At 39.9% G+C, this 22575-nt stretch carries 22 protein-coding genes and 1 other annotated feature; of the genes, 3 read left to right on the top strand and 19 right to left on the bottom strand.

The features are described 5' to 3' along the window. Positions 1-4: 4 nt before the first annotated feature. Positions 5-1177, bottom strand: a complete 1173-nt coding sequence (locus AAV98_RS06265; protein WP_060664711.1) for an ABC transporter permease — start codon at positions 1175-1177, stop codon at positions 5-7. Further along, positions 1108-1851, bottom strand: a complete 744-nt coding sequence (locus AAV98_RS06260; protein WP_060664710.1) for an ABC transporter ATP-binding protein — start codon at positions 1849-1851, stop codon at positions 1108-1110. Before AAV98_RS06260 ends, AAV98_RS06265 begins: the two co-directional genes overlap by 70 nt. A 299-nt stretch (positions 1852-2150) precedes the next feature. Between AAV98_RS06260 and AAV98_RS06255 the strand changes: the two genes are divergently transcribed. After that, entirely contained in the window at positions 2151-2372 is a 222-nt protein-coding gene (locus AAV98_RS06255) for a DeoR family transcriptional regulator (protein ID WP_010195377.1), read from the top strand. Between the two features lie 73 nt (positions 2373-2445). Here the strand turns inward: AAV98_RS06255 and AAV98_RS06250 are convergent, their stop codons facing one another. The 3 genes from AAV98_RS06250 to AAV98_RS06240 form a co-directional block, all read right to left on the bottom strand. After that, positions 2446-3156 (bottom strand): pseudouridine synthase, encoded by a 711-nt coding sequence (locus AAV98_RS06250; RefSeq protein WP_060664709.1) that lies wholly within the window; start codon positions 3154-3156, stop codon positions 2446-2448. Between the two features lie 49 nt (positions 3157-3205). After that, positions 3206-4819 (bottom strand): putative polysaccharide biosynthesis protein, encoded by a 1614-nt coding sequence (locus tag AAV98_RS06245; protein ID WP_060664708.1) that lies wholly within the window; start codon positions 4817-4819, stop codon positions 3206-3208. Between the two features lie 77 nt (positions 4820-4896). Next, the gene (locus tag AAV98_RS06240) at positions 4897-5277 is read right to left on the bottom strand and encodes a hypothetical protein (RefSeq protein ID WP_060664707.1); all 381 of its coding nucleotides are present in this window, start codon (positions 5275-5277) and stop codon (positions 4897-4899) included. A gap of 133 nt (positions 5278-5410) precedes the next feature. Between AAV98_RS06240 and AAV98_RS06235 the strand changes: the two genes are divergently transcribed. Continuing rightward, complete coding sequence (locus AAV98_RS06235) at positions 5411-6688, top strand: NAD(P)/FAD-dependent oxidoreductase (protein WP_060664706.1); 1278 nt, start codon at positions 5411-5413, stop codon at positions 6686-6688. On the opposite strand, the gene AAV98_RS20810 is transcribed toward AAV98_RS06235, so the two are convergent. Together AAV98_RS20810 and AAV98_RS06230 are read right to left on the bottom strand one after the other, a co-directional pair. Next, positions 6674-6796, bottom strand: a complete 123-nt coding sequence (locus tag AAV98_RS20810) for a hypothetical protein (protein ID WP_262372513.1) — start codon at positions 6794-6796, stop codon at positions 6674-6676. The genes AAV98_RS06235 and AAV98_RS20810 overlap by 15 nt on opposite strands. A 160-nt stretch (positions 6797-6956) precedes the next feature. Next, positions 6957-7136, bottom strand: a complete 180-nt coding sequence (locus tag AAV98_RS06230; protein ID WP_060664705.1) for a sporulation protein Cse60 — start codon at positions 7134-7136, stop codon at positions 6957-6959. Positions 7137-7347: 211 nt separating this feature from the next. On the opposite strand from AAV98_RS06230, the gene AAV98_RS06225 reads away from it, so the two are divergent. Continuing rightward, complete coding sequence (locus tag AAV98_RS06225) at positions 7348-7959, top strand: hypothetical protein (protein ID WP_060664704.1); 612 nt, start codon at positions 7348-7350, stop codon at positions 7957-7959. Between the two features lie 39 nt (positions 7960-7998). Here the strand turns inward: AAV98_RS06225 and AAV98_RS06220 are convergent, their stop codons facing one another. The 12 genes from AAV98_RS06220 to AAV98_RS06165 form a co-directional block, all read right to left on the bottom strand. Next, on the bottom strand, positions 7999-8391 hold the full coding sequence (locus tag AAV98_RS06220) for a hypothetical protein (protein ID WP_156317669.1): 393 nt from the start codon (positions 8389-8391) through the stop codon (positions 7999-8001). Between the two features lie 322 nt (positions 8392-8713). Then, positions 8714-9673: a nuclease-related domain-containing protein gene (locus AAV98_RS06215; RefSeq protein WP_156317667.1), complete on the bottom strand. Its 960-nt coding sequence runs from the start codon at positions 9671-9673 to the stop codon at positions 8714-8716. Between the two features lie 416 nt (positions 9674-10089). Next, entirely contained in the window at positions 10090-10395 is a 306-nt protein-coding gene (locus AAV98_RS06210) for a rhodanese-like domain-containing protein (protein WP_060664701.1), read from the bottom strand. Between the two features lie 123 nt (positions 10396-10518). Further along, positions 10519-12936 carry a leucine--tRNA ligase gene (gene leuS / locus AAV98_RS06205; RefSeq protein ID WP_060664700.1) on the bottom strand — a complete coding sequence of 806 codons (2418 nt, stop codon included), beginning with the start codon at positions 12934-12936 and terminating at the stop codon, positions 10519-10521. A 51-nt stretch (positions 12937-12987) separates the two neighbouring features. Then, positions 12988-13232: a binding site (T-box leader), on the bottom strand. A 107-nt stretch (positions 13233-13339) separates the two neighbouring features. Continuing rightward, positions 13340-14116: a 3-hydroxybutyrate dehydrogenase gene (locus AAV98_RS06200; protein WP_060664699.1), complete on the bottom strand. Its 777-nt coding sequence runs from the start codon at positions 14114-14116 to the stop codon at positions 13340-13342. 27 nt (positions 14117-14143) lie between these two features. Then, positions 14144-15466, bottom strand: a complete 1323-nt coding sequence (locus AAV98_RS06195; RefSeq protein WP_060664698.1) for a GntP family permease — start codon at positions 15464-15466, stop codon at positions 14144-14146. 252 nt (positions 15467-15718) lie between these two features. Next, positions 15719-17089 carry a sigma-54 interaction domain-containing protein gene (locus tag AAV98_RS06190; protein ID WP_060664697.1) on the bottom strand — a complete coding sequence of 457 codons (1371 nt, stop codon included), beginning with the start codon at positions 17087-17089 and terminating at the stop codon, positions 15719-15721. Between the two features lie 128 nt (positions 17090-17217). Next, entirely contained in the window at positions 17218-17598 is a 381-nt protein-coding gene (locus tag AAV98_RS06185; RefSeq protein ID WP_060664696.1) for a VOC family protein, read from the bottom strand. Between the two features lie 129 nt (positions 17599-17727). Then, positions 17728-19608 (bottom strand): molecular chaperone HtpG, encoded by a 1881-nt coding sequence (gene htpG / locus AAV98_RS06180; protein WP_060664915.1) that lies wholly within the window; start codon positions 19606-19608, stop codon positions 17728-17730. Positions 19609-19838: 230 nt separating this feature from the next. Beyond that, a complete protein-coding gene (locus AAV98_RS06175) occupies positions 19839-21041 on the bottom strand; it encodes an NAD(P)/FAD-dependent oxidoreductase (RefSeq protein ID WP_060664695.1) in 1203 nt (400 codons plus the stop codon). 441 nt (positions 21042-21482) lie between these two features. Further along, positions 21483-21983 carry a hypothetical protein gene (locus AAV98_RS06170; RefSeq protein WP_060664694.1) on the bottom strand — a complete coding sequence of 167 codons (501 nt, stop codon included), beginning with the start codon at positions 21981-21983 and terminating at the stop codon, positions 21483-21485. Positions 21984-22254: 271 nt separating this feature from the next. Further along, positions 22255-22575: MFS transporter (locus AAV98_RS06165; RefSeq protein ID WP_156317665.1), on the bottom strand; the 321-nt coding region annotated here is incomplete at its 5' end.

Raw genomic sequence — 22575 nt, 5'->3', positions numbered from 1 at the left:
ATCATCACCTCATTAGAAAATGAAAAAGCGTATTCATCAAAAGTACAAAACCGACCAACCCTACAGCCGGATAGTATAGCCACCTTGTAACAAGATCTTGATAGTGTTCTTGAATCAGCTTCTTCCCCTTATGCATATGCAAAAAGGGATGTCCCACCAATTCATCATATACTATATTTAACCACTCTTTTAGAAAAAAGAAAAACGCCATAAACAAGCCAAATGTCATCCATAATGGGAGATATCCTATGACAACAATGGTAATACCGGTTATTTGCAAGTAAGAAAATATATGACGGGAGTTTCGCAACAGGTATTTAAAGAACAATTCCGTCAAGGCACTATGGGGGGTCCTGTCTTCCAATATCCTTTGAGACCGCCTGAAAAATAATGGCTTGTTTCGCTCAGAAGAACGAGGAACATGCACATATTCTGAAGCATAGAAAATCATACCTATATATTTCTGACGCACCTTTTCGTTATGAGCCATATCGACTATGAAACTCTCCGTTCGCAAGTAAATAATAAAAAAGATTATAAAACTTAGCATAAGGAGAACAGCTGACACAATCCACATAGATTGATCCACTGTTAGATAAGTAATAAGTCCAAGAAATAGAAAAACAGCAAATGTAATCAGTTTTCGCTTCCATCCAGACCAATGTAAATCTATCACTTTACCTAAAATGGTAGCGAATAGGAACAATGCAAGATAAAATGTTATCCACTCAAGCAAAGGGAGAGTAGAGGGGCTGATTGTCTTTATTAGCAAATAGGTAAAAATAGCAATTAGCAGAGCTTTTATCACATTTAATCCCGTACTCGCTACCACCCCCCATTTTTTCAACCCTTGCAATAAATCTCTTCGGTGAACAAAAAAGTACGTATCCGCTTGCTGATAATAAATACGAATCGTCCCCGTCCAAGCGAGATAATAAATAGCAAAAAGGGTTAAATGATATGGAATTTTCTGAAATAAAGCAATGAAACTCGGAAACATATCATAAATCATGGCTACAATGAATAATAATGTAAGGACAATATAGAATAGGATTGTCCAATCAATAATAGCTTTTGTATTCTTCCATTGATACAGACGCTCTTGTTTTAAGCGCTCCTTGTATAAGCGGATAGCCGTGATCTCTGCTGTTCCCTTTCTGATAAGGTGTAGAAACAATCTAGCAATGAAGCTCCGGGAAGTTGGCAGTTTGTTTGTATGTCTTGTAAGGTTCCTTCCGCTTTCTTGCGTCCGTCAGCCAAAAGAATAAACCTGTCACAAATCTTTTCCGCTGTATCCAGAACATGGGTACACAACAAGATGCCTACACCCCTAGCCTGTTCCTGATGAAAAAGCTGTAGAAGCTTCTTCGTTGCAATTGGATCAAGCCCAATAAACGGTTCATCCACAATATATAAAGAAGGCTTAGACATGATGGCAAAGATCAACATTGCTTTTTGCTGCATCCCTTTTGAGAAGGTAGCCGGAGACTCATGGATGACTTTTTCCAACCTAAACAACTTCAATAGTTCTTCCACTCGCTCTTTCCAAACCTTTTCTTCCATCTCCAGCAAAGATGCCATCAAATCAATATGCTCCCATAATGTCATATCATAATAAAATACAGGTTTCTCAGGAATATAGGCATATGATTTATCGGAAGGAAGTGATATCTCTCCTTCAAAAAAAGGATTTAAGCCAAGCAAGGTTTTGATAGTCGTACTCTTACCAGCACCGTTTGGACCAATCAGTCCCACCATCTCCCCTTTTGAGACGGTAAAATCAATATTCTGAACGACAGACATTTCATCATCATATCCTGCTTTTTCTAATTGTAAGGTTAGTAATTTCAATTTATAGTCCCTCCTCTCTTCTGTCTAATACGCTGTTTTAGGTCGAAAGTTTCATATTTTTCAAATAATTACTAGCCAGAATAATGTCGAGTGGTGTAAAATAATGTATATAGACTCATAATCTTTTCATTTACGCTTAACACAACCAAGACTAAATGTTAATATTGTGTAAATTGCATCATTATTCTAGAATTTTTTCCAGTAAATCGTGTACAATATAAACTAACTTAATACCTAACACCTATCATCAAGAATTTAGCGAGTAGTACCATGTTAAATACCGGATAAGGAGTGGTTTTTTGAAGCCTTCAACTAACCGTATGCTAACCCGTATTAAAGCCGTCTACATGTTTATTCATGAAAAGGGAACTGTCTCCACACAGCAGTTGGTCGATGAATTTGGGATTACCCCCCGAACCGTCCAGCGTGATTTAAATGTGCTGGCATTTAATGACCTGGTTCAAAGTCCTACGAAAGGTAAGTGGACTACTACGCAGAAAAAAGTTAGGTTGACTTCATAAGACTACATATACCATATATGACACCATAATAAAGCCCCATTCCTTTTTTATATGGAATGGGGCTCTTCGTTATTTATCTTCGCTGCAATAGTTCCAGTTCTTCATCTGTCAGTTCACGGTACTCACCAAGTTCAAGGTCTTCATCTAGCTTCAATTCTCCCATGCTCAAACGCTTCAGGTAGATAACCGTTTTTCCAACTGCTTGGAACATCCTTTTCACTTGATGGAATTTTCCTTCAACGATGGTGATCTCGATTTGTGATTCCGATCCAGCCTCCAGTATTTTCAATTCAGCAGGCAAAGTTTCATAACCATCATCTAAGGTGACACCTTGTTTAAACGCTTCGATATCCTCTACTGTCACCTCTCCATCAATTTTCGCAAAATAAGTTTTCGGTACATGTTTTTTCGGAGACAACAACTGGTGTGCAAGCTGCCCGTCATTTGTCAGAATTAGCAGGCCTTCTGTATCTTTATCAAGGCGTCCAACCGGAAACGGTTCAAACATCTTATCCTCTTCCTGCAAGATATCCACTACCGTTTCCTGACGGTAATCTTCCGTTGCCGATAACAGTCCTGGTGGCTTGTGCATCATCAAGTAAATGAACTCACGATATTCCACGATATCATCATGGACCGTTACCTCCTGCACTTCCGGATCCACATGTACCTTCGCATCCTTTACCACATTTCCATCCACTTTTACCACACCAGTTTTCAACAGCTTCTTCACTTCTTTTCGCGTTCCAAAACCACTGTTAGCAAGCATTTTATCCAATCTCATTTTTTTGCGCTCCTTTCATAGGGAAAGAGGCCCCTTTGACTCGAGACCTCTACCCTCTTTCTTGTCTATTTAAAAATGAAAAACGATTTCCGAACAGATACATTAATAGATTACTTCGATAGCTGAGTAAGAAGTAGATTCCTGCTCCCACTAATCCACTGACAGCCACTACGATGATGGCTTGAAGCCGGCCTTCACTGTAAGGGACAAAGCCTTCTAAAAGTTGCAGGACAACTAGGACTGCAGCAATCATGATGATGTTGAAGATGGTCATGAGAAACCCACGTCTGAGCACCATGGAGTAATCAAATTCAGTAAACTTCTTAATAGCCCATAGATTTATCACAACACTGGCTGTATAGCCAATTGCTGTTGCAACGATTGAACCTTCAGCTCCGATTAATAGGATAAGCGGATAATTAAGAACCAGTTTCAATAGCAATCCAATCGCAAGTCCAACAACGGTATACTTCTGTCTGTTGATGCCTTGCAAAACCGAGGCAGTAACGGTGAAAATTGCCAATGGTATGGCTGTCGGCGCATACCAAGTCAAAAGCTGCCCACCTAATGGATCATAAGAGAAGAATGCAGCATAAGCTGGACCTCCAAGAAGAGAAAGTCCTAAACAAGCAGGGACAGTCAAGAAAAGCAATATCTGCAATGTTACACTAAGCTGTTTTTGCAAACTTTGATGCTGACCATTAATAAACGATTTTGTTATGGCAGGAAGGAGACTCAGTGCAAAAGCAGTCGCTAGTGTAATTGGAATCATAATTAATTTTTGACCATAGTTGTTGATGATACCAAAAGCGGTATCAGCGTAGATTGAGGTGAATCCTGCTAACGCCATTGCATCATTAAAAGAAAATGTATCTATTAATTGATACAGGGGCATGGCCAATCCGACGAAAACGAATGGCATAGCATAAGAAATTAATTCCTTATACATATCTTGATAGGAAAGTTCCACTGTCTCTGGGTCTTTTTCAAGCATAGAATCCAAATTCTTCTTCCTACTAAACCAGTACCAAACTAATACGACAAGTCCGCCAATGGCTCCGATAAAGGCAGCAAATGTTGCAAAGCCAATCGCAACAGTCATATCCCCATTTAAAACTTCTAGTATGAAATATAGACTTCCCAATAGGAAGACTATTCTTACTAGCTGTTCCACGACTTGAGAAATTGCCGTTGGGCCCATGGATTCATACCCTTGAAAAAACCCACGAATCAAACTCATGATAGGAACTACCAACAAAGCCACACTAACCATTCTGACGACAAATGTAATATCTTCATAAGTATGTTTACCTTCTTTTATGATCATAGGAGAAAGATATGGTGCCAATAGAAACAATGCCAAAAATGAAACCACTCCTGTAATACTCATAACCATAATACCCGATCGGAAAAGCTTTCTCCCAACACTATATTCACCCAAAGCATTATACTTTGCAACAAACTTGGAGACTGCCAATGGGACCCCAAGTGTAGCAATACTTAAGAAGACAGAATATAACACATAAGCATATGAGTATAGAGCTCCACCCTCATTACCAACCATGGCATGGAATGGAAAAATATAAACTAGACCAAGCACCCGTGACAGCATCGTTCCCACTGTCAAAATTAAGGTACCTCTCAATATATTAGATGTTGACATAAAATCCCTACCTACTATTTGTAACTTTTTGTCTAACCTTTGTATTTTAGCACACTTCATATTGCAGAATCACTATTTTACCATCCCGCCAGTAAACTTCTAGTTAGTGAAATCTTTGGAAAAGATAGAAATGGCGTATCGTCTTTCAAGTTCTCAAGGTCCTCTTTTGTCACAACTACAGTGAATTCGTCATACCCATCCTTATCTAGTAAGAGAACTCCCGCTTCTTTTTGACTAAAAATAAGCCCGAATTCTTCTTGATTATTTAGTCGGATGCAAAGGACATAGGCATTCATTTCTTTTTCAAAGAGCCATGTATAGGAAAATTTATGTATTTTTGTGTTCAATTTTAATGGAAGCGTCGGGACAGAAAGCAGCAGGACCGGGATTTCATTTTCCTCTGTCCAACCACCGTCATATGGAATATGAGCTTCTGAAAGATTTGGTGAATATGTCATGGGATACCCCTTTTCTTTGATTTTTAATCTATTTAAAAATCATACGGAATGTTGCTCTTTTTGTCCAACAGGAGAATAGAAGGTATAATAGGCAACATGTAAGCAAAATATAGTTGGTTGGTTGGTGAAAAAAATGAAATACGATGTGATTATCATAGGCGGCGGTCCATCAGGGCTTATGGCCTCCATCGCTGCAGCAGAACAAAAAGCAAGAGTATTACTGATTGATAAAGGAAATAAACTTGGGCGGAAGCTTGCCATATCAGGAGGCGGTCGCTGTAATGTGACGAACAGGCTTCCTGTGGATGAAATCATCAAACATATCCCTGGTAACGGGAGATTCCTATATAGCGCATTCTCGGAGTTTAATAATGAAGACATCATCAAGTTTTTTGAAAAGCTTGGCATACAACTGAAAGAAGAAGATCACGGGCGGATGTTCCCTGTTTCTGATAAAGCGCAAAGTGTGGTAGACGCGTTGTTGAACAGAATGAAGGAACTACGCGTGGACATTCGGACCAATACTTCTGTGGAAACAGTAGATTATGATGAGGACCGTACGCGTGGCGTGATGTTAAAGACCGGTGAATTTTTGGAGTGCAGTTGTGTGGTAATTGCAGTGGGTGGAAAATCCGTCCCACATACAGGATCCACAGGGGATGGGTACCCTTGGGCACGCAAAGCCGGGCATACCATTACCGATTTATTCCCGACGGAAGTTCCGTTGAATTCACAAGAAAAATTTATCCGCGAGAAAAGACTGCAAGGGTTGTCTTTGCGTGATGTTGCTTTGAGTGTATTAAATCCTAAAGGGAAATTGGTTAAGACACATCAAATGGATATGATCTTCACTCATTTTGGAGTGTCCGGGCCAGCTGTATTGCGCTGCAGCCAATATGTTGTGAAGACGATGAAGAAATTCGGTGTGGATCGAGTAACGATGAATTTGGATGTTATGCCATCACTGAATGAAGAACAAGTATTTCAACAGCTTAACAACGCGTTGAAGGACGAACCAAAAAAAGCCATTAAAAATGTGCTTAAAGGACTTGTACCTGAGCGGTATTTATTGTTTTTGTTAGAAGTTTGTGGAATAGATGAACAGGAGATTGGCGCGACTTTGGCTCACGAAAAAATAAGGGAACTTGCGAAAATGTGCAAACAGTTCCGTTTTGACGTTTCCGGCACCCTTTCTATCGAAAAGGCATTTGTAACCGGTGGCGGAGTTTCGGTGAAAGAAGTTCACCCGAAAGAGATGTCTTCCAAAATGAAAGACGGATTATATTTTTGTGGGGAAGTGCTTGATATCCATGGATATACTGGTGGTTACAATATCACCTCGGCCTTGGTGACAGGAAGACTTGCAGGCCTGAACGCCGGGAAAAAGGCGGCAAGCCTACGTCGTTACTAGTAATACAAAAGACATAACAAATGCTAGTCCTACTCCATACATGCCAAATTCATTGATAAATGACTTACTTTCTTCTTGAAGTACCTCGTTTTGTGTGTGGTGGTTCATAATGTGTACATCCTTTCTTTTTATGATTTAGTTGTTGATTATATGACCTGTTACTAATTAGACGAATAGTGTTACAAAAATGTTTCAATTTTTATAAATTATTTTAGATATTTATCAATACCCACAAAAAAGAACCTGATAAACACCTTTCGGGAAGTTTTCAGGTTCTAAATATTACCATTGCTGAAAAGCAATAGATCTGTTCATCCTCGTCGTTGATACATCCGACTTGATACTTGATGTCAATCACATCCCTGTCAGACAACCCTTTAAGAAAATCATTAACCGCATCCTCTAAATCCCGCTCATGCTCCTCATCAAACACCCTGATCTGCACCAACCCCTCACACCCTCCTTCACGTATGTTTTATACAGCTTGTAACCTATTATTATGTATAGGAGGTAATTTTGGGTTTTATACTTTTGTTTGGGGTAAATGGAGAAAAATTGAGAAAAAAACCCTTTGGGGGTCAGACCCCCAAAGGGTTTTTGCTTTTCACGTCGAATATAATAGAGTTACATAATTTTATTGGTTTGAAGGGGTAATGTGCGTGAAAGAGGTTTGGATTTCAGAAGATGGAGATTTTAGTGAGGTAGAGGATGATGGGTTTTATCATTTTTATCTTTACAGGTTTGAAGAAGTGGATTATCAGGAAGAGAATAAACAGTTGCTATTAGACTTTCTAGGGAAGCTTAATATTTTTCCTTTGAAAGTATTGATTGAAGGGTATGATGAGGAAGAAGAAATGAGGCAGATGTTAGACAACTTACGGTTTTCCTATACAGTTGAATATTTTATTGATACTCGTATGTATTCCACAGGAGGTAACACCTTTACCTACCATCCCCCATTTTTTCAAATCGAAGTCTTTTCCCTTGATGAGTTGCAATTAATCATGACAAAAACCTACCATTTAGCCACTCAAAATCAATATTACGGCATCTCTTTTATAAATAGCGTTCAACTTATATCTCGAAATGGATACTCTATTCCTAAGCTAAGTAAAAACAAAGATATTGCCGCGTTGAAGGTGAGCCATGATGGACAAGGATTCTACTTCTATTCGAACCTGTCCACTCTTCAAAAAATAGAACAAGTGATTTCCATGCTTCCAAAAGGATATGCAGTAACCCAAATAAATGATCGTGTGATTGAAAAATAATAGGAGCTTCGCCGTTAATGAGCGAGGCTCCTTTTGTGTTTAATACCCAAGCAACTGCATGCTTCCAATGTATATGACAATCGCTGCGATAATCAGTGAAATTTTGTTGAATTTAAAAAATGAGATAGGTGGTCTTTCCAAACGAAGGTCCCCCACCACTTCCTTAATGAAATCCTTATCAGCGAAGTTTTGGAACTCCACCTCTAAACCGCTTGTTTCAAGATCCTTCCACTTAATTTTAATGGTTTGATTAGAATCATTTAAATAATACATCGTGATATAGTTGCTGCTCATATAATCTTCATTTGTTTTGACATCTTTTTTATAAAGATATCTTTTGTCATCCAGGTTTCTCTCTAGGATATGCATAACAGTTTTGGGTTCATATTTCTTTATATGTATCTCGTCTTTTTTTCTTTGCATGATCATCATGATAAAAGGCACAAGGATGGGACTCAGGGCGATATAAAGAGAGTTAATATCCCAATAGTTATTAGAAGTCGTGTACACCAAGAGGCCAAGTGTTATGATTACTGTTATCAGAATTCCTTGTACTCTATTAAAAGTGGAGATTTTTGAAACTCCTTTTTGTTGGAAATTGTAATTGCGCTCATGATTAGTAATGCACCTATCATAAGAAGAAAAAGTGGGAAAATATTTTGGTCGATGAAGTCCATGGTTGATGTGGCCTCCTTTCTGTTTTTTCTCTATGAGAGTCTTATAGATAACTATACGACTGAGATTGGGAATGGTTTCAAGTTTTTGTTAGGAGTGGGGTGAGGTTGTAGGTGCGGGATTTTGTTCCTCCAATAAATTCAATGTTGAGGTTTTTTAGCAAACTGATAATGGTCAATCTATTTTCTAATCCTAAATAAATCTTTAACTCTTTCATAGTGATGAACGGACTTATTAAAAGGGCATAATCCTTTAATGCTACTATATATTCACTATCTGATCTTTCTAGACAATAGGGGCACTCCCATGTACCGTAGATTCTTTTCATAATTTTATTGGGATTACAACTGGTACACAATACACCATTAATAATATCTGAAGGCAATATCCCATATTGAGTAATGGGGGATGAATTTTCTGGTGTATGATCTTTAAGTAATTGTTTTATTAGCTTTTTTATTAATTTTTTTTCCAGAGGCTGTGAGGAATAACGTTTTAATAGCGCACTAACTTTAGCAGCGAGTGCAGGGCTTTTTATTACATATTTATCCACCTCGCTAGGAGAAGAAAGGACTTTCGTAATAACTTTAGGATTAGTTAGTACTACAAGCTTTTCACAGGGAAGTTCAGGAAACTGTTTGGTTCTTAGCCAAGACTGTAATTTGGAGCATTGATTTGAAGCTTGCAGTATAGGGTCTTGGTACACTTTAAGACTCCCCTCTACTTCTTGTAAAAGTTGATAATTTTTCGGATCAAAGTAGAGAGTTCCTTTAAAATATTTCACTTCTAATACTAAAAAGGAATTTGAAAATAAAATGAGGGTGTCCATTTGAAAGAACGTATCTCTAAATGGAAGTCTTAGTCCGTGGAAAATGTAGTAGGGATGCTCTGTTTCTGGGAGAAGTTTTAAGTAGTAGTCTAAAGATTGTTCACCGTAGATTCCTGCTTCTTTTCTTCCTAATTCGTTGAGGATATCTTGAAAATTTTCATGATTGGGGCGAACTCGCCTCTTCATTGCTCTTAAAATATGCACTCTCATGGGGACGCATCTTGGTTTTTTTATCAAATAATCACCTCTTTTAAAGGATAAGAGTATATTTTGACATCTTTCTACATATTTCCTTCTTTTCTGGAAATAATCTTTTAGGAAATTTCCTCTTTTTATAAAATGAAGAGGAATTCCCTTTTACAGAATATGGATTCTTAATAATTTGAAGAGTTTTTTGACTAATTGGAAGGATTTTTCGTATAATTGGAGGAGTTTTTTGACTATTTCAGCTCGTTTTTTGACTATTTCGTATTTTAGGCTCTATTACTTGACCTAGTTACCTACTTCTGAAAAGTTCCAAGATCCAAACCAAACCCCAGTTACCTACTACTTTCAAAGAAAAAACAAAAACCACCAACCAGCGGCCCCTATCTCGCCCACTGGTCAGTGGTCTCACATGATTTATTTTATTCTGTTTCGCCTTCCCACTCTAGCATGCCGCCGACCATGTTGGTAACTTTGTAGCCTTGGTCTTGCAGGTAGTGACAGACGTTTTCGCTGCGGCGTCCGGAGCGGCAAATCACGATGTATTCTTTGTTTTTGTCGAGCTTGTCCAAGTTTTCTGGGATATCGCCCATACGGATGTGTTCTGCTTGTTTGATTTTTCCCGTTTCAATCTCTTCGTCTTCACGGACGTCGACTAGGTGAAGTTCCTCGCCTGCGTCAAGTTTCTTCTTTAGCTCATCAGTGGTAATTGTTTGGATTTCAGACATGTGTGAAAACCTCGATTCTATGTAGTGTATTGCTTGATTACCTCTATTTTAACAAAAAGAAAACAAGACTGCCAATTCGGACGATGGCAGCCTTGCATTCGCATGCTATTTTTTGTTCTACACTTAGTTCGCAACGATATTTACAAGTTTTCCTGGGACTGCAATGACTTTGCGTACTGTCTTGCCTTCGATGCTTTCTTTTACTGTTTCATCGGCAATAGCTATTTCTTCCATTTTTTCGCGGGTAGCGTCGGATGGAACGTAAAGTTTCGCTTTAAGTTTCCCGTTTACTTGGACGACGATTTCGATTTCATCTTCTACTAGTTTGGACTCATCAAATGTCGGCCATGCCTCATAAGTGATAGTGCCTTCGTTGCCAAGCTTTTCCCATAGTTCTTCTGCAATATGTGGGCAGACTGGGGAAAGCATTTTTACAAAGCCTTCGACGTAATCTTTCGCAATAGTGTCTGCTTTGTACGCTTCATTGATGAAGACCATCATTTGCGAGATAGCCGTGTTGAATCGTAGGCCTTCGTAGTCTTCTGTTACTTTTTTCACAGTAGCATGATACGTTTTCTCTAATGTGTCCTCTTCTGTCACTTCGACAACTTTGGCGCTTAATTTGCCGTTTTCTTCAACAAACAATCTCCACACACGGTCAAGGAAGCGGCGGGATCCGTCTAGTCCGTTGGTGGACCATGCGATGGATGCTTCAAGTGGTCCCATGAACATTTCGTATAGACGAAGGGTGTCAGCACCGTGGGATTCTACGATGTGATCAGGATTTACGACATTCCCTTTAGATTTACTCATCTTTTCGTTATTTTCGCCAAGGATCATTCCCTGGTTGAAAAGCTTTTGGAATGGCTCTTTTGTTGGAACTACACCGATATCGTATAAGAACTTATGCCAGAAGCGAGCGTATAGTAAGTGAAGTACTGCGTGCTCTGCTCCACCAATGTAGATATCAACTGGCAACCATTCTTTCAATTTTTCCGGGTCAGCTAATTTCTCGTTGTTTTTCGGGTCGATATAGCGCAGGTAGTACCAGCAGCTTCCGCCCCATTGCGGCATGGTGTTTGTTTCACGACGGCCTTTTTTGCCTGTTTCAGGATCTACAACATTCACCCAGTCCTCAATGGCAGCTAACGGAGATTCGCCTGTACCGGATGGACGGATTTCTGATGTTTTTGGTAATACAAGTGGAAGCTGATCTTCCGGTACCGCAGTGGTTGTTCCATCTTCCCAATGGATAATTGGAATCGGTTCGCCCCAGTAACGCTGACGGCTGAACAACCAGTCACGAAGGCGGTAAGAGACTTTCTTTTCGCCTTTTTCATTAGTAGCTAACCATTCGATCATGTTGGAGATAGCTTCTTCTTTTCCAAGACCGTTTAAGAAATCGGAGTTAACATGTTCCCCGTCGCCTGTGTAAGCTTCTTTGGTAACATCGCCTCCTGCCACTACTTCTACTATTGGAAGGTCAAACTTTGTCGCGAATTCCCAGTCTCGCTCGTCATGAGCAGGTACTGCCATGATGGCTCCAGTCCCGTAACTCATTAATACGTAGTCGGCAATCCAGATTGGTAATTTTTCACCATTAGCTGGATTCACTGCAAATGCACCTGTGAACTCACCAGATTTCTCTTTGGAGAGCTCCGTACGTTCAAGGTCACTCTTGCTTTGGACTTTTGCAATATATGCTTCTACCGCGTCACGTTGGTCATCCGTTGTGATTTTTTTCACTAAAGGATGCTCCGGAGCAAGCACTGCGTAAGTTGCACCGAAAAGTGTGTCTGGACGTGTTGTGAAAACGGTGAAGTTCTCACCCGTACCATCGATGCTAAACTGTACATTCGCACCTTCTGAACGACCGATCCAGTTGCGTTGCATATCTTTTAAGCTTTCTGGCCAATCTAATTCGTTTAAGTCTTCCAATAGACGATCCGCGTACTCTGTAATTCTTAGGATCCACTGCCTCATTGGGCGGCGTTCTACCGGGTGTCCGCCACGCTCGGATTTCCCGTCAATTACTTCCTCGTTAGCTAACACTGTACCTAGTGCAGGGCACCAGTTTACAGGTACTTCATCCACATATGCCAAGCCTTTTTCGTAAAGCTTCAAGAAAATCCATTGTGTCCATTTATAGTACTCGGGATCTGTTGTATTTACTTCGCGATCCCAGTCATAAGAAAAGCCTAGGGACTTGATTTGTCTGCGGAATGTGTTGATATTTTGTTCTGTAAATTCTGCCGGGTCGTTTCCTGTATCTAAAGCATATTGCTCTGCAGGTAAACCGAATGCATCCCACCCCATTGGATGAAGGACGTTTTGTCCCTGCATTCGCTTCATGCGGGACAGGATATCTGTTGCTGTGTAACCTTCTGGGTGACCTACGTGTAGGCCTGCTCCAGATGGATAAGGGAACATGTCTAGTGCGTAGAATTTTTCTTTCCCTTTTTCTTCTTGTGTTTTAAATGTTTTGTTTTCTTCCCAATACTTTTGCCATTTTTGTTCCATGGACTGATGTTGAAATGACATCTTTTCTTCCTCCTGTTAACTCAAATAAATACAAAAAACCCCTCATCCCAATAAAGGGACGAGAGGTTTGAATATACATAACCTACCGCGGTACCACCCAGATTATTATCACGAAAACATGATAATCACTCGAATCCTTAACGCGGATGATACGGCGAAATACTACTGCCTTCAACTAGAAGGGTTCACACTTGCTACTCCAAGGCGAGTTCATGTCCGATCGTTTGTTGACTTCCACCAACCGTCAACTCTCTATGCTCGTTTCGTCCACTACTAATCCTTTTCAACGTAAAAGTTTTTGTTGTTAGTTTGTATTGTAATGAATTTAGTAAAAAACTGCAAGGGGTATTTTTACTAATATTCATTATGGACGTTTTTCTAAATTGTATACTGCAGCCTGCTTTTATTGCACCGTATAGCCGCCGTCTATCACGACTGCCTGACCGGTAACGCCCCTAGCAGCGTCACTGCTTAAGAACATTGCATAATCTGCTATTTCTTTTACATCTAACAATCTCCGCTGTGGAACCAATGGGTAAATGACTTCTTCGAGCACTTTTTCCAAAGGGACCTTTCTGGTTTCTGCAAGATCCTTCAACTGGCCTCGGACAAGCGGTGTATCGACATAGCCAGGACACAGTGCATTGACAGTGATTCCATCGGCTGCTCCCTCTAGGGCAGAAACCTTTGTCAGACCAATTACTCCGTGTTTCGCACTGTTATATGCTGCTTTCCCTGCAAATCCAACCAAGCCATTAATGGAAGCCATATTCAATATCCTTCCAAAACCTTGGGCTTTCATCACTGGAAAAGCATGCTTCGTCGCTACAAATGGTGCGACTAGCATCACCCGAGTAAGAAGCTCAAACTTTTCAGTAGGGAAGTCTTCCAGCATAGAAACATATTGCAGTCCCGCATTATTAATCAATACATCCAATCGACCAAACTCAGAAACCGTTGCATCAATTGCGGACTTTAGATCTTCTTCAGACGTTACATCGCAACGTAATCCTTTAGCTGTCAATCCAAGGCGGGTTAATTCTTCTCCCGCTTCCACAACATTCTCTTCGTGCAAATCCGTCAGCACGACCTTTGCACCAGCTTCTGCAAATTGTTTTCCTATTTCATATCCTATACCTTGGGCTGCTCCCGTGATGAGAACAACTTTATCTTTAACCACTGATCCAAACTCCCTTCAAAAAAAATATTATATTCCTAGGCCCATAGAGAACAAGGCGATTGCAATAGCCAATCCAATCAATGGGACGATGACAGTCAAAGCTGCGACAGGTCCATATGCTGCTTGATGCGTCTCCCCGCAGATTGCTCGGACGGTTGTTACAACATAACCGTTATGCGGCAAGGAATCGAGGGCACCAGAAGAAATCGCAACTGTACGATGAAGTGCTTCTGGATTGACGCCCATGTCCATATAATGTGGGGCAATTAATGGCAAGGCAATTACCTGGCCACCAGAAGCCGATCCCGTCATACCTGCAATCACGCTGACTGCAATGGCTGCACCTATCAACGGACTGCCAGGGATGTTGGTCATTGCCTCAACGACTGTGCCAAATGCAGGTACCGCTTTGGCGACGCCACCAAAACCTACTACTGCAGCCGTGTTACCAATAGCAATTAAAGCACCCATTGTCCCTTCTGAGATTGCATTCCAGAAATTCTTAAAGTATTTTCGACCAAGTATATAAGTCGTGATGATACCGCCTAGTAAAGCGATGATTAAAGCAGATTGTTTTAAATCTTCATGGTAGATGAACGATATCACTAAGACAACAACTAATGGAATAAAACTCAAAAATGGGTTCGGCAATGGCCTCTCTGTATCCATTGTCGGATCGCTATCTCGTGAAACAAATGTTTCTCCGCGTCCCACTGCCTTTGAAATCATTCGCTTCAACCACCAATAACCAAATATCATCATAAACACCGCAACAATGGCACTTACTTCCGCTCCGGCATATGGACTTGTTCCTAAATACTCAATTGGAATCCAGTTCTGGATTTCGGGGGAACCTGCAGAAGTCATCGTAAATGTTACAGATCCAAACGCAAGTGCTGCAGGAATGAACCGACGTGGCAAGTTAGCCTGTTTGAACAAGCTGATTGCCATTGGATAAACGGAGAAAGCAACAACGAACAAGCTGACGCCTCCGTAAGTTAAAATGGCACAAGCTGCAACGATTGCTAGAACAGCAAATTTCATGCCAAGTTTATCCACAACCAATCTCGAAACGGAATCTGCCGCCCCGCTATCCTCCATTACTTTCCCGAAAATGGCACCAAGCAAGAACATTAGGTACCAGGAAGTCACAAAGGACGAGAAGCCGCCCATATAACTACTGACAAAGTTTACTTCCCCTTCAGCAACCAATTGTGGAAATAACGGCATTCCACTTAAAAGAGCGACAAATAATGCTGACAGAGGACCTACTACAAGAAGGTTCATCCCTCTCATCGTTAAAAAAATTAATAATGCCAAACCACCGATAAGACCGATCATGCTCCACATTTTTCTTTCCCCCTTTTCTTCCTTTTTGGTAAACGCTTACAAAATAGCGTAAACTTTTTACCTATTATTTTTCTTTCCGTATTTAACAATGCAAGAAGCGTGCCAACTAAACAACTTAATTGTTTCAATATTTTGAACAAAAGTTTTTTCCGGAAATCTGGACAAAAACAGATGAACAGCCATAAAACAAAGGAGTCCAGATATCTGGAATACTTTCCGAATATCTGGACTCCTACATTAATTTCTATATGGCTATTTTATCCCGTATTTCTTTAATTTTTCATAGAGGCTTGATTTACTAATACCAAGTTGTTTCGCTGTTATCAACTTGTCTTGTTGAAATTTTTCTAACGTTTGAAGAATAGCCTGTTTCTCTGCATCTTCTAACGTTTCTTTTAACGGTTTAGAGCCAATTGGTATGGAATATGAGTCTCTTAAGTAATCTGGAAGTGCTTCTGATGTCAGTTTTTCACCTGTGGATAAATGTACAGCAGCTTGAATGACATTTTCAAGTTCTCTTATATTCCCCGGCCACCGATAACGCAATAATGCATCAAGTGCTTCCGATGTAACAGATGTCACTCTTCTACCTGTCCGTTTACAAATTTTCTGTATAAAATGCTCAACAAGCAACGGAATATCTTCCGTTCTCTCACTAAGTGAGGGGATCTGAAAAGGTATCACATGAATCCGATAATAAAGATCTTCACGGAACCGCTTTTCTTCCATCATCTTTTCTAGCGGCCGGTTAGTTGCAGCAATCACACGTACATTCACTTGTATTGGCTTTACAGCACCCACCGGCTCTACTTCTCCTTCTTGCAAGGCACGTAAAAGCTTAATTTGCATAGGAAGGGACATATCCCCAATCTCATCTAGAAACAGTGTACCACCATCTGCAAGCATGAATTTCCCCTTTTTCCCGCCTTTTTTTGCACCTGTAAAGGCTCCTTCTTCGTACCCAAACAATTCAGATTCGAGAAGATGCTCTGGGATGGCCGCACAATTCAGTTTGATAAAGGGCATTTGACTTCGGTTGCTCAGCTGATGGATGCTATGCGCAAACAATTCCTTTCCAGTTCCGCTTTCTCCCCTAATGAGGATGGATACGTCACTTGCGGCAATTTGCTTTACCTTTTCTTTTAACAGTTTGATAAGCTTGGAGTTTCCGATAATATCCTCCAGCGTGTACTTAACACCTGTTTGTTGCTCGTACTCATGTAGGTAGTTTCGAATTCTCCCCAACATGCTTTTCACATGACTGTTCATCTTGTCCCATTCACTAGTGTCACGGAAGATTACTGTTCCATATGCACCGACTACTTCTCCGTCCTTATTAAAAATAGGCACACGATTGGCTATCATGTAGTTTCCTTTTATATATTGAAGGTCGGCAATCTCTTCTTTTCCGGTCTTGACCACTTCATGCATCCGGGTGTTTTCAATGATTTCTGTTACGTGTTTGCCTATTACTCCTTTGTTGTCTACCCCGATAAAATCGCAATAACTATCATTCATGTAAATAATATTACCCTCATGATCGACCACCACGATCCATTCAAAAGCGTTCGCAATAATGGTATCCATCATTTCATCTGTAAGTAAGCTTTCTTTTACTCCCATCTATACCCCTCCTGCTTATCTGATATAAATATATCATAAAAATCAGATAATATTGAGAGCGGTTTCATACATACAACAAAGCCGATGAGGCAAAAGTACATCATCGGCTTTCTTCATATTGGTTCTGATCAGCAATTACATACCATGACCACATTTCCGTCAGGATCTTTAATGTTAAACCATGCTGTATCTCCCACCCACTCTATCTCGCGAGTTACTACAATACTTTTTGATTGAATATATTGATAAGCTTCATTGATGTCTGGCGCATAAAAATTGAACAGAGGTGCATTGCTAGGCACATGCTTAAATCCTGGATCAAAGGTGTGATTATCTAGTGTCAACGAACTGCTTCCTACTAATGGGATATTGTATACAGGAGATTGTACAGAATCTGGGTTGAGGTCCAACCCCAGTAAATCAGAGTACCACTTAGCGGATTGTTTCAGATTAGATACATGAATAAAAACACCATTCATTTGATTTTTTATTGGCAATGTTTTTTGCATGTTTTTTCTCCCTCCTTTTTATGTTCACTTGTTTACTATTCGGTATTTTAAGGAAAAGTCCTTTGAAAAACCAGGAATCAAAAAAGCCAATCCCACTCATCAAAGAGCAGGATTGGCCTCAAAATTTTTTTACACCATCACTTTGCAGATGTCATTCGTAAACTCAACAGGATCTTCAAGCGGTAAGCCTTCAATCAACAATGCTTGGCTATACAATAGGTTTGTGTATAAAGCAAGTTTTTCATGATCACCCTCGTGTGCACTTTTTAATGCAGTAAACACTTCATGGTTCGTGTTTATTTCCAGAACCTTATTAGCCTTAATATTTTGGTTATCCGGCATAGCACTTAGGATTTTTTCCATCTCAATGGTTACTTCTCCTTCAGTTGACAAACATACCGGATGCGTTTTTAAACGTTTAGATACTTTAACTGCTGAAACTTTATCAGCAAGGATCTCCTTCATCGCTTCAAACATTTCTTTGTTTGCTTCTTGCTCGGTTTCTGTTTGCTTGTCATCTTCTTCAGAGTCAATGCCAAGATCTCCGCTTGATACGTTTTTGAACTCTTTCTCTTTGTAATTCATCAGCATTTTGATAGCGAACTCATCAATGTCCTCTGTGAAATAGAGAATTTCGTATCCTTTATCCGATACAAGCTCTGTTTGCGGCAATTTTTCCATTCTTTCTTTGGATTCCCCTGTCGCATAATAGATATACTTTTGATCCTCTTTCATGCGGGAAATATACTCATCCAACGTCACAAGCTTTTTCTCTGTAGAAGAATAGAACATTAGCAAGTCTTGTAACTGCTCTTTGTTAGCGCCATATTCGGCATAAACGCCATACTTTAATTGACGGCCAAATGCCTCAAAGAATTTCTCGTATTTCTCGCGCTCGTCCTTCATCATGCCAAGCAAGGCACTCTTGATTTTCTTTGCCAAGTTCTTCGCGATGAATTTCAACTGACGATCTTGCTGCAGCATTTCACGGGAGATGTTAAGGGACAGATCCTCAGAATCCACCAACCCTTTCACAAAACTGAAATGGTCAGGCAGTAAGTCTGCGCACTTGTTCATAATTAGAACACCACTTGAATATAGCTCCAACCCTTTTTCGAATTCTTTAGAATAGTAATCGAACGGGATGCTCTCTGGAATATACAGAATAGAGTTATAGCGGATTGTACCATCAACGCTTATATGAAGATGCTTTAACGGCTTGTCAAAACCATAGTGCTTTTCATGATAAAATTTCTCGTAATCCTCGTCAGTCAATTCTGACTTGTTTTTACGCCAGATTGGCACCATGCTGTTAATGGTCTGCTCTTCTGTCACTTCTTCTAGTTCTTCTTCATTGTCCGCTTTCGGTTTGGAAGTCGTTACATCCATCTTAATTGGGTAGCGAATAAAATCGGAATATTTCTTAATAATGGACTTCAGTCTGAACTCTTCTAAGAACTCATCATAGCTTTCATCTTCCGTGTTTTCTTTTATTTTCAGAACGATTTCCGTGCCCACAGAGTCTTTTTCAGCTAGCTCGATTGTGTATCCATCTGCACCTTCCGATTCCCATCTGTATGCCTCATCGCTGCCAAGTGCTTTACTAGTCACCGTCACTACATCTGCTACCATGAAAGCCGCATAGAAGCCAACACCAAATTGCCCAATGATGTCATGGCCGTCTTTGATTTCATTTTCTTTCTTAAATGCCAAGGAACCACTTTTTGCAATAACACCAAGGTTTGCTTCTAGTTCCTCTTTTGTCATCCCAATACCTGTATCAAAAATAGTTAACGTTCTATTTTCTTTATTTGGGATAACTTTTACAAAATAGTTGTCCTTGTCAAAAACAAGGGATTCATCCGTTAATGCGCGGTAATAGATTTTGTCCATCGCATCACTTGCATTGGAAATGAGCTCTCGCAAGAACACTTCACGTTGGGAATAGATGGAGTTTATCATCATTTCTAGCAGTCTTTTTGATTCAGCTTGGAATTCTTTCTTTGTCATGTTTGTCATGTTCTGATTTCTCCTTCCAGTTATGTATGATTATATTTTAGCACTCTCAGATCACGAGTGCTAATACTCAATAAAATAATTATCACATTTGGATATTTTATGTCAATAGATTTTCAAAAGAAAAGAGGCTGACTCAAAAGATTGTTGGTGTACAATCTTTTGAGTCAGCTATTTGTTAGCCTTACTTTTCGGGCATCTTCTGAGAATCAGGACTTGTCTCATTATCGTGCGATTTTGAATAAATGAGAAGCGGGGTGCGTACCTTTTGTGATCAAGTCCTTGATGATGGTTGCACCCATCATGCTATAGACGGTTCCGTTTCCACCAAAGCCGAGACAATAATATTCTCCAAGACGGTTTGGATGTTCCCCAATATACGGCAACCCATCGTGTGATTCACCGAATGTCGCGCACCAGGCATGCGAAAATTTTAGCGAGAGATCGGGAAAGTGTTTTTTGACTTTTCGAAGGATGCGCTCACCCCGTTCCTTGATTATTTCATCATTTAATGTTGCTTCTGCTTTATCTTCATCCAATCCACCAGCGATGATTCTTCCGTCCTTTGTCGTCCTCATATAAAGATAGGGACGTTTCGTTTCCCATATCATCCACTCTTTATACCAAGACTTTAAGGTTTGCACCGGTTCAGTTACGATAGCATACGTACGGTTCAGATCTGCACCCATTTTTTGAACAATAAAGTCATTTTCATAACCGGTCGCTAAAATGATATAACGCGCTGATACGGTGCCATTTTCTGTTTCACATGTAAACCCCTCTACAGTCTTGGCTTTAGTAAGAAGCGGCGTTTTTGCATAAATTCTAACCCCTGCTGCCGCTGCGTCCTTTAGCAGGATGTGAACACATTTAAATGGATTCACATCTGCATCTCCACTTGTTACGAGAGCGGCGGGTTTTGAAAAAGGAAATCTTGAAGAGATGTCAGATGGTTTTAGATATTCAACAGGAAAGTTATAGTTCTTCAAAGTTTCATATTCAAGGACAAGCTTTGAAACATCGTCCTTTGAGCTTGCAAAGTATAGGCTTTTTTTTGGCCGGAAGTCTGTATCTTCCGATAGTTCGGCTGCGACCTTGCTTAAATCTTTCAAAGCATCCTGACACAGCTGATAAAAATAAACGGCGTCCTGTTCTCCTTTCTGTTCCATCATTTCGTGAAGCATTTGGTCACTCGAGAATTGCAACAGACCTGTATTTGCTAAAGAACTCCCTGACCCGGGATGCCTCCTATCAATTACTACAACATTCAATTCTGTTTCTTTGCTCAATACATGCGCACACAGAGCGCCAGATATACCACCGCCCACAATCAATACGTCACATGAAATATTTTCTTCCAGTTTTGGATATTGGATAATATCTGTATAGGTTTCAGGCCAATAAAGATGACCATGGTGTAAAATCATTTTTATTCCTCCTTGCCTTCCATTTATTCCCTTGTTACTTGTGGAAGAAACACAGGAAAGAAAATAGTTAGGGAAAAAAGAATGCTTATAAATATGAGGCCACTGAAAAACTGATAAAATAAAGTTTATTCCTAGCTGTTGATTGGAGCAAAAGGCGAAGACTCCTGAGGGAGATAAAGGTAGCTTGAGACCCCGCAGCGAAGCGAGGAGGCTCAAGCACCTTCCCTAGGAAAGCGAAGCCATTTGCGGAAATCAACAGCGGTTGTTATAAAAATACTAAAATCAAAACTTTTTCAGTGGCTTCGGCGTAACCGAAGGAGGCTCACGGACCGCCCGCAGGCAAGCGAAGCGCATGGAACGGAAATCAACAGTGATGTTTAAAAAAATTCAAAAATTAATGACTTTTTCAGTGACTTCAAAAATATAGGCCTTCTTACATGTTTAAGACCATTTTTCTTCATCATCCATCCATTGATTGTTCTTTAGATCAAATGACCTATAATCATCATGAAAAACAAAATACGATGGTAAATGCAGTGAAGCTCCACCTGCTTTTGCCCAACATTGGCTAAACCATTCTGTAAAAACATTTTGCTCTTGTGGAACTAATGTCTCTTCATTTTGCTCATAAAACTCAAAAAATTCATCTAACTGACTTTCGTTTAACTGATGATATTCGACTTCTGGTAATATCTCTTCGCTACCAGCAAAAACTGTTGTGTCAGCTCCTTCATTGAAGACTTCGTTAGCTTCTTTATCCATTGAGAACATAGTTATTGATAACTCGAACCTCGTAGGTTCAATGAAAGCTGAAAAATCCAATAAATCTATATCATTTGAGAAGTTGTATGCAACGATATTTTTGAGATTACTCACTAACATATCAGATTGTTTTTCAAGGTTGGTTTTAATAGAACCAATATAATTATCAATAGTAAACATAAAAAAACCTCCACAAAAATTTTGAAGTTAAGCGGTAAAATTTTGATTGGTCACATTAAAGATGTAATCATCATGTCCTTTAAATTCTTTACAGACCCTTTAAATCCCTCTTTTATGATAGATCCTTTTATCACACGAAAATAGCGTATCAAAAAGAAGAGGATGTCCCAAAAGCTATACTTTTGGGACATCCTCTTTTGAGAAAATGAAGTAATTTCTGTCTTTTATCAACACGGTTTATCGTAGTGAGTAATCCGTAGTTCACTCTTAGCTAGGAAGCACTTTTTGAAAGCTCTTGAACACTTGTTGTACTTACCTTTAATTTCTTATCGTAGATGGATGTCGTAAAAATGGCCACCAACATGAAGGACATTAATACGCCAAAAAGCATTTCCATGCCCGATAAATCTACCAAAACTCCTCCCATCAGTGGGCCAAGCATTCTTCCACCCGTTGCTGTCGAGTTGACGATCCCTTGATAGAAACCTTCCCGGCCTTTTGGTGCAAGCTGGTTCGCGACAGTAGGTACTGCTGGCCAAACAAACATTTCCCCAATGGTAATAATTATCATCGCTACTACAAATGCCATGTA

The sequence above is a fragment of the Bacillus sp. CHD6a genome (assembly GCF_001293645.1).
Lineage (GTDB): Bacteria > Bacillota > Bacilli > Bacillales > Bacillaceae_I > Sutcliffiella_A.
Note: the sequence above shows the minus strand (reverse complement) of the source record. Positions and strands in the feature narration are given on the sequence as shown.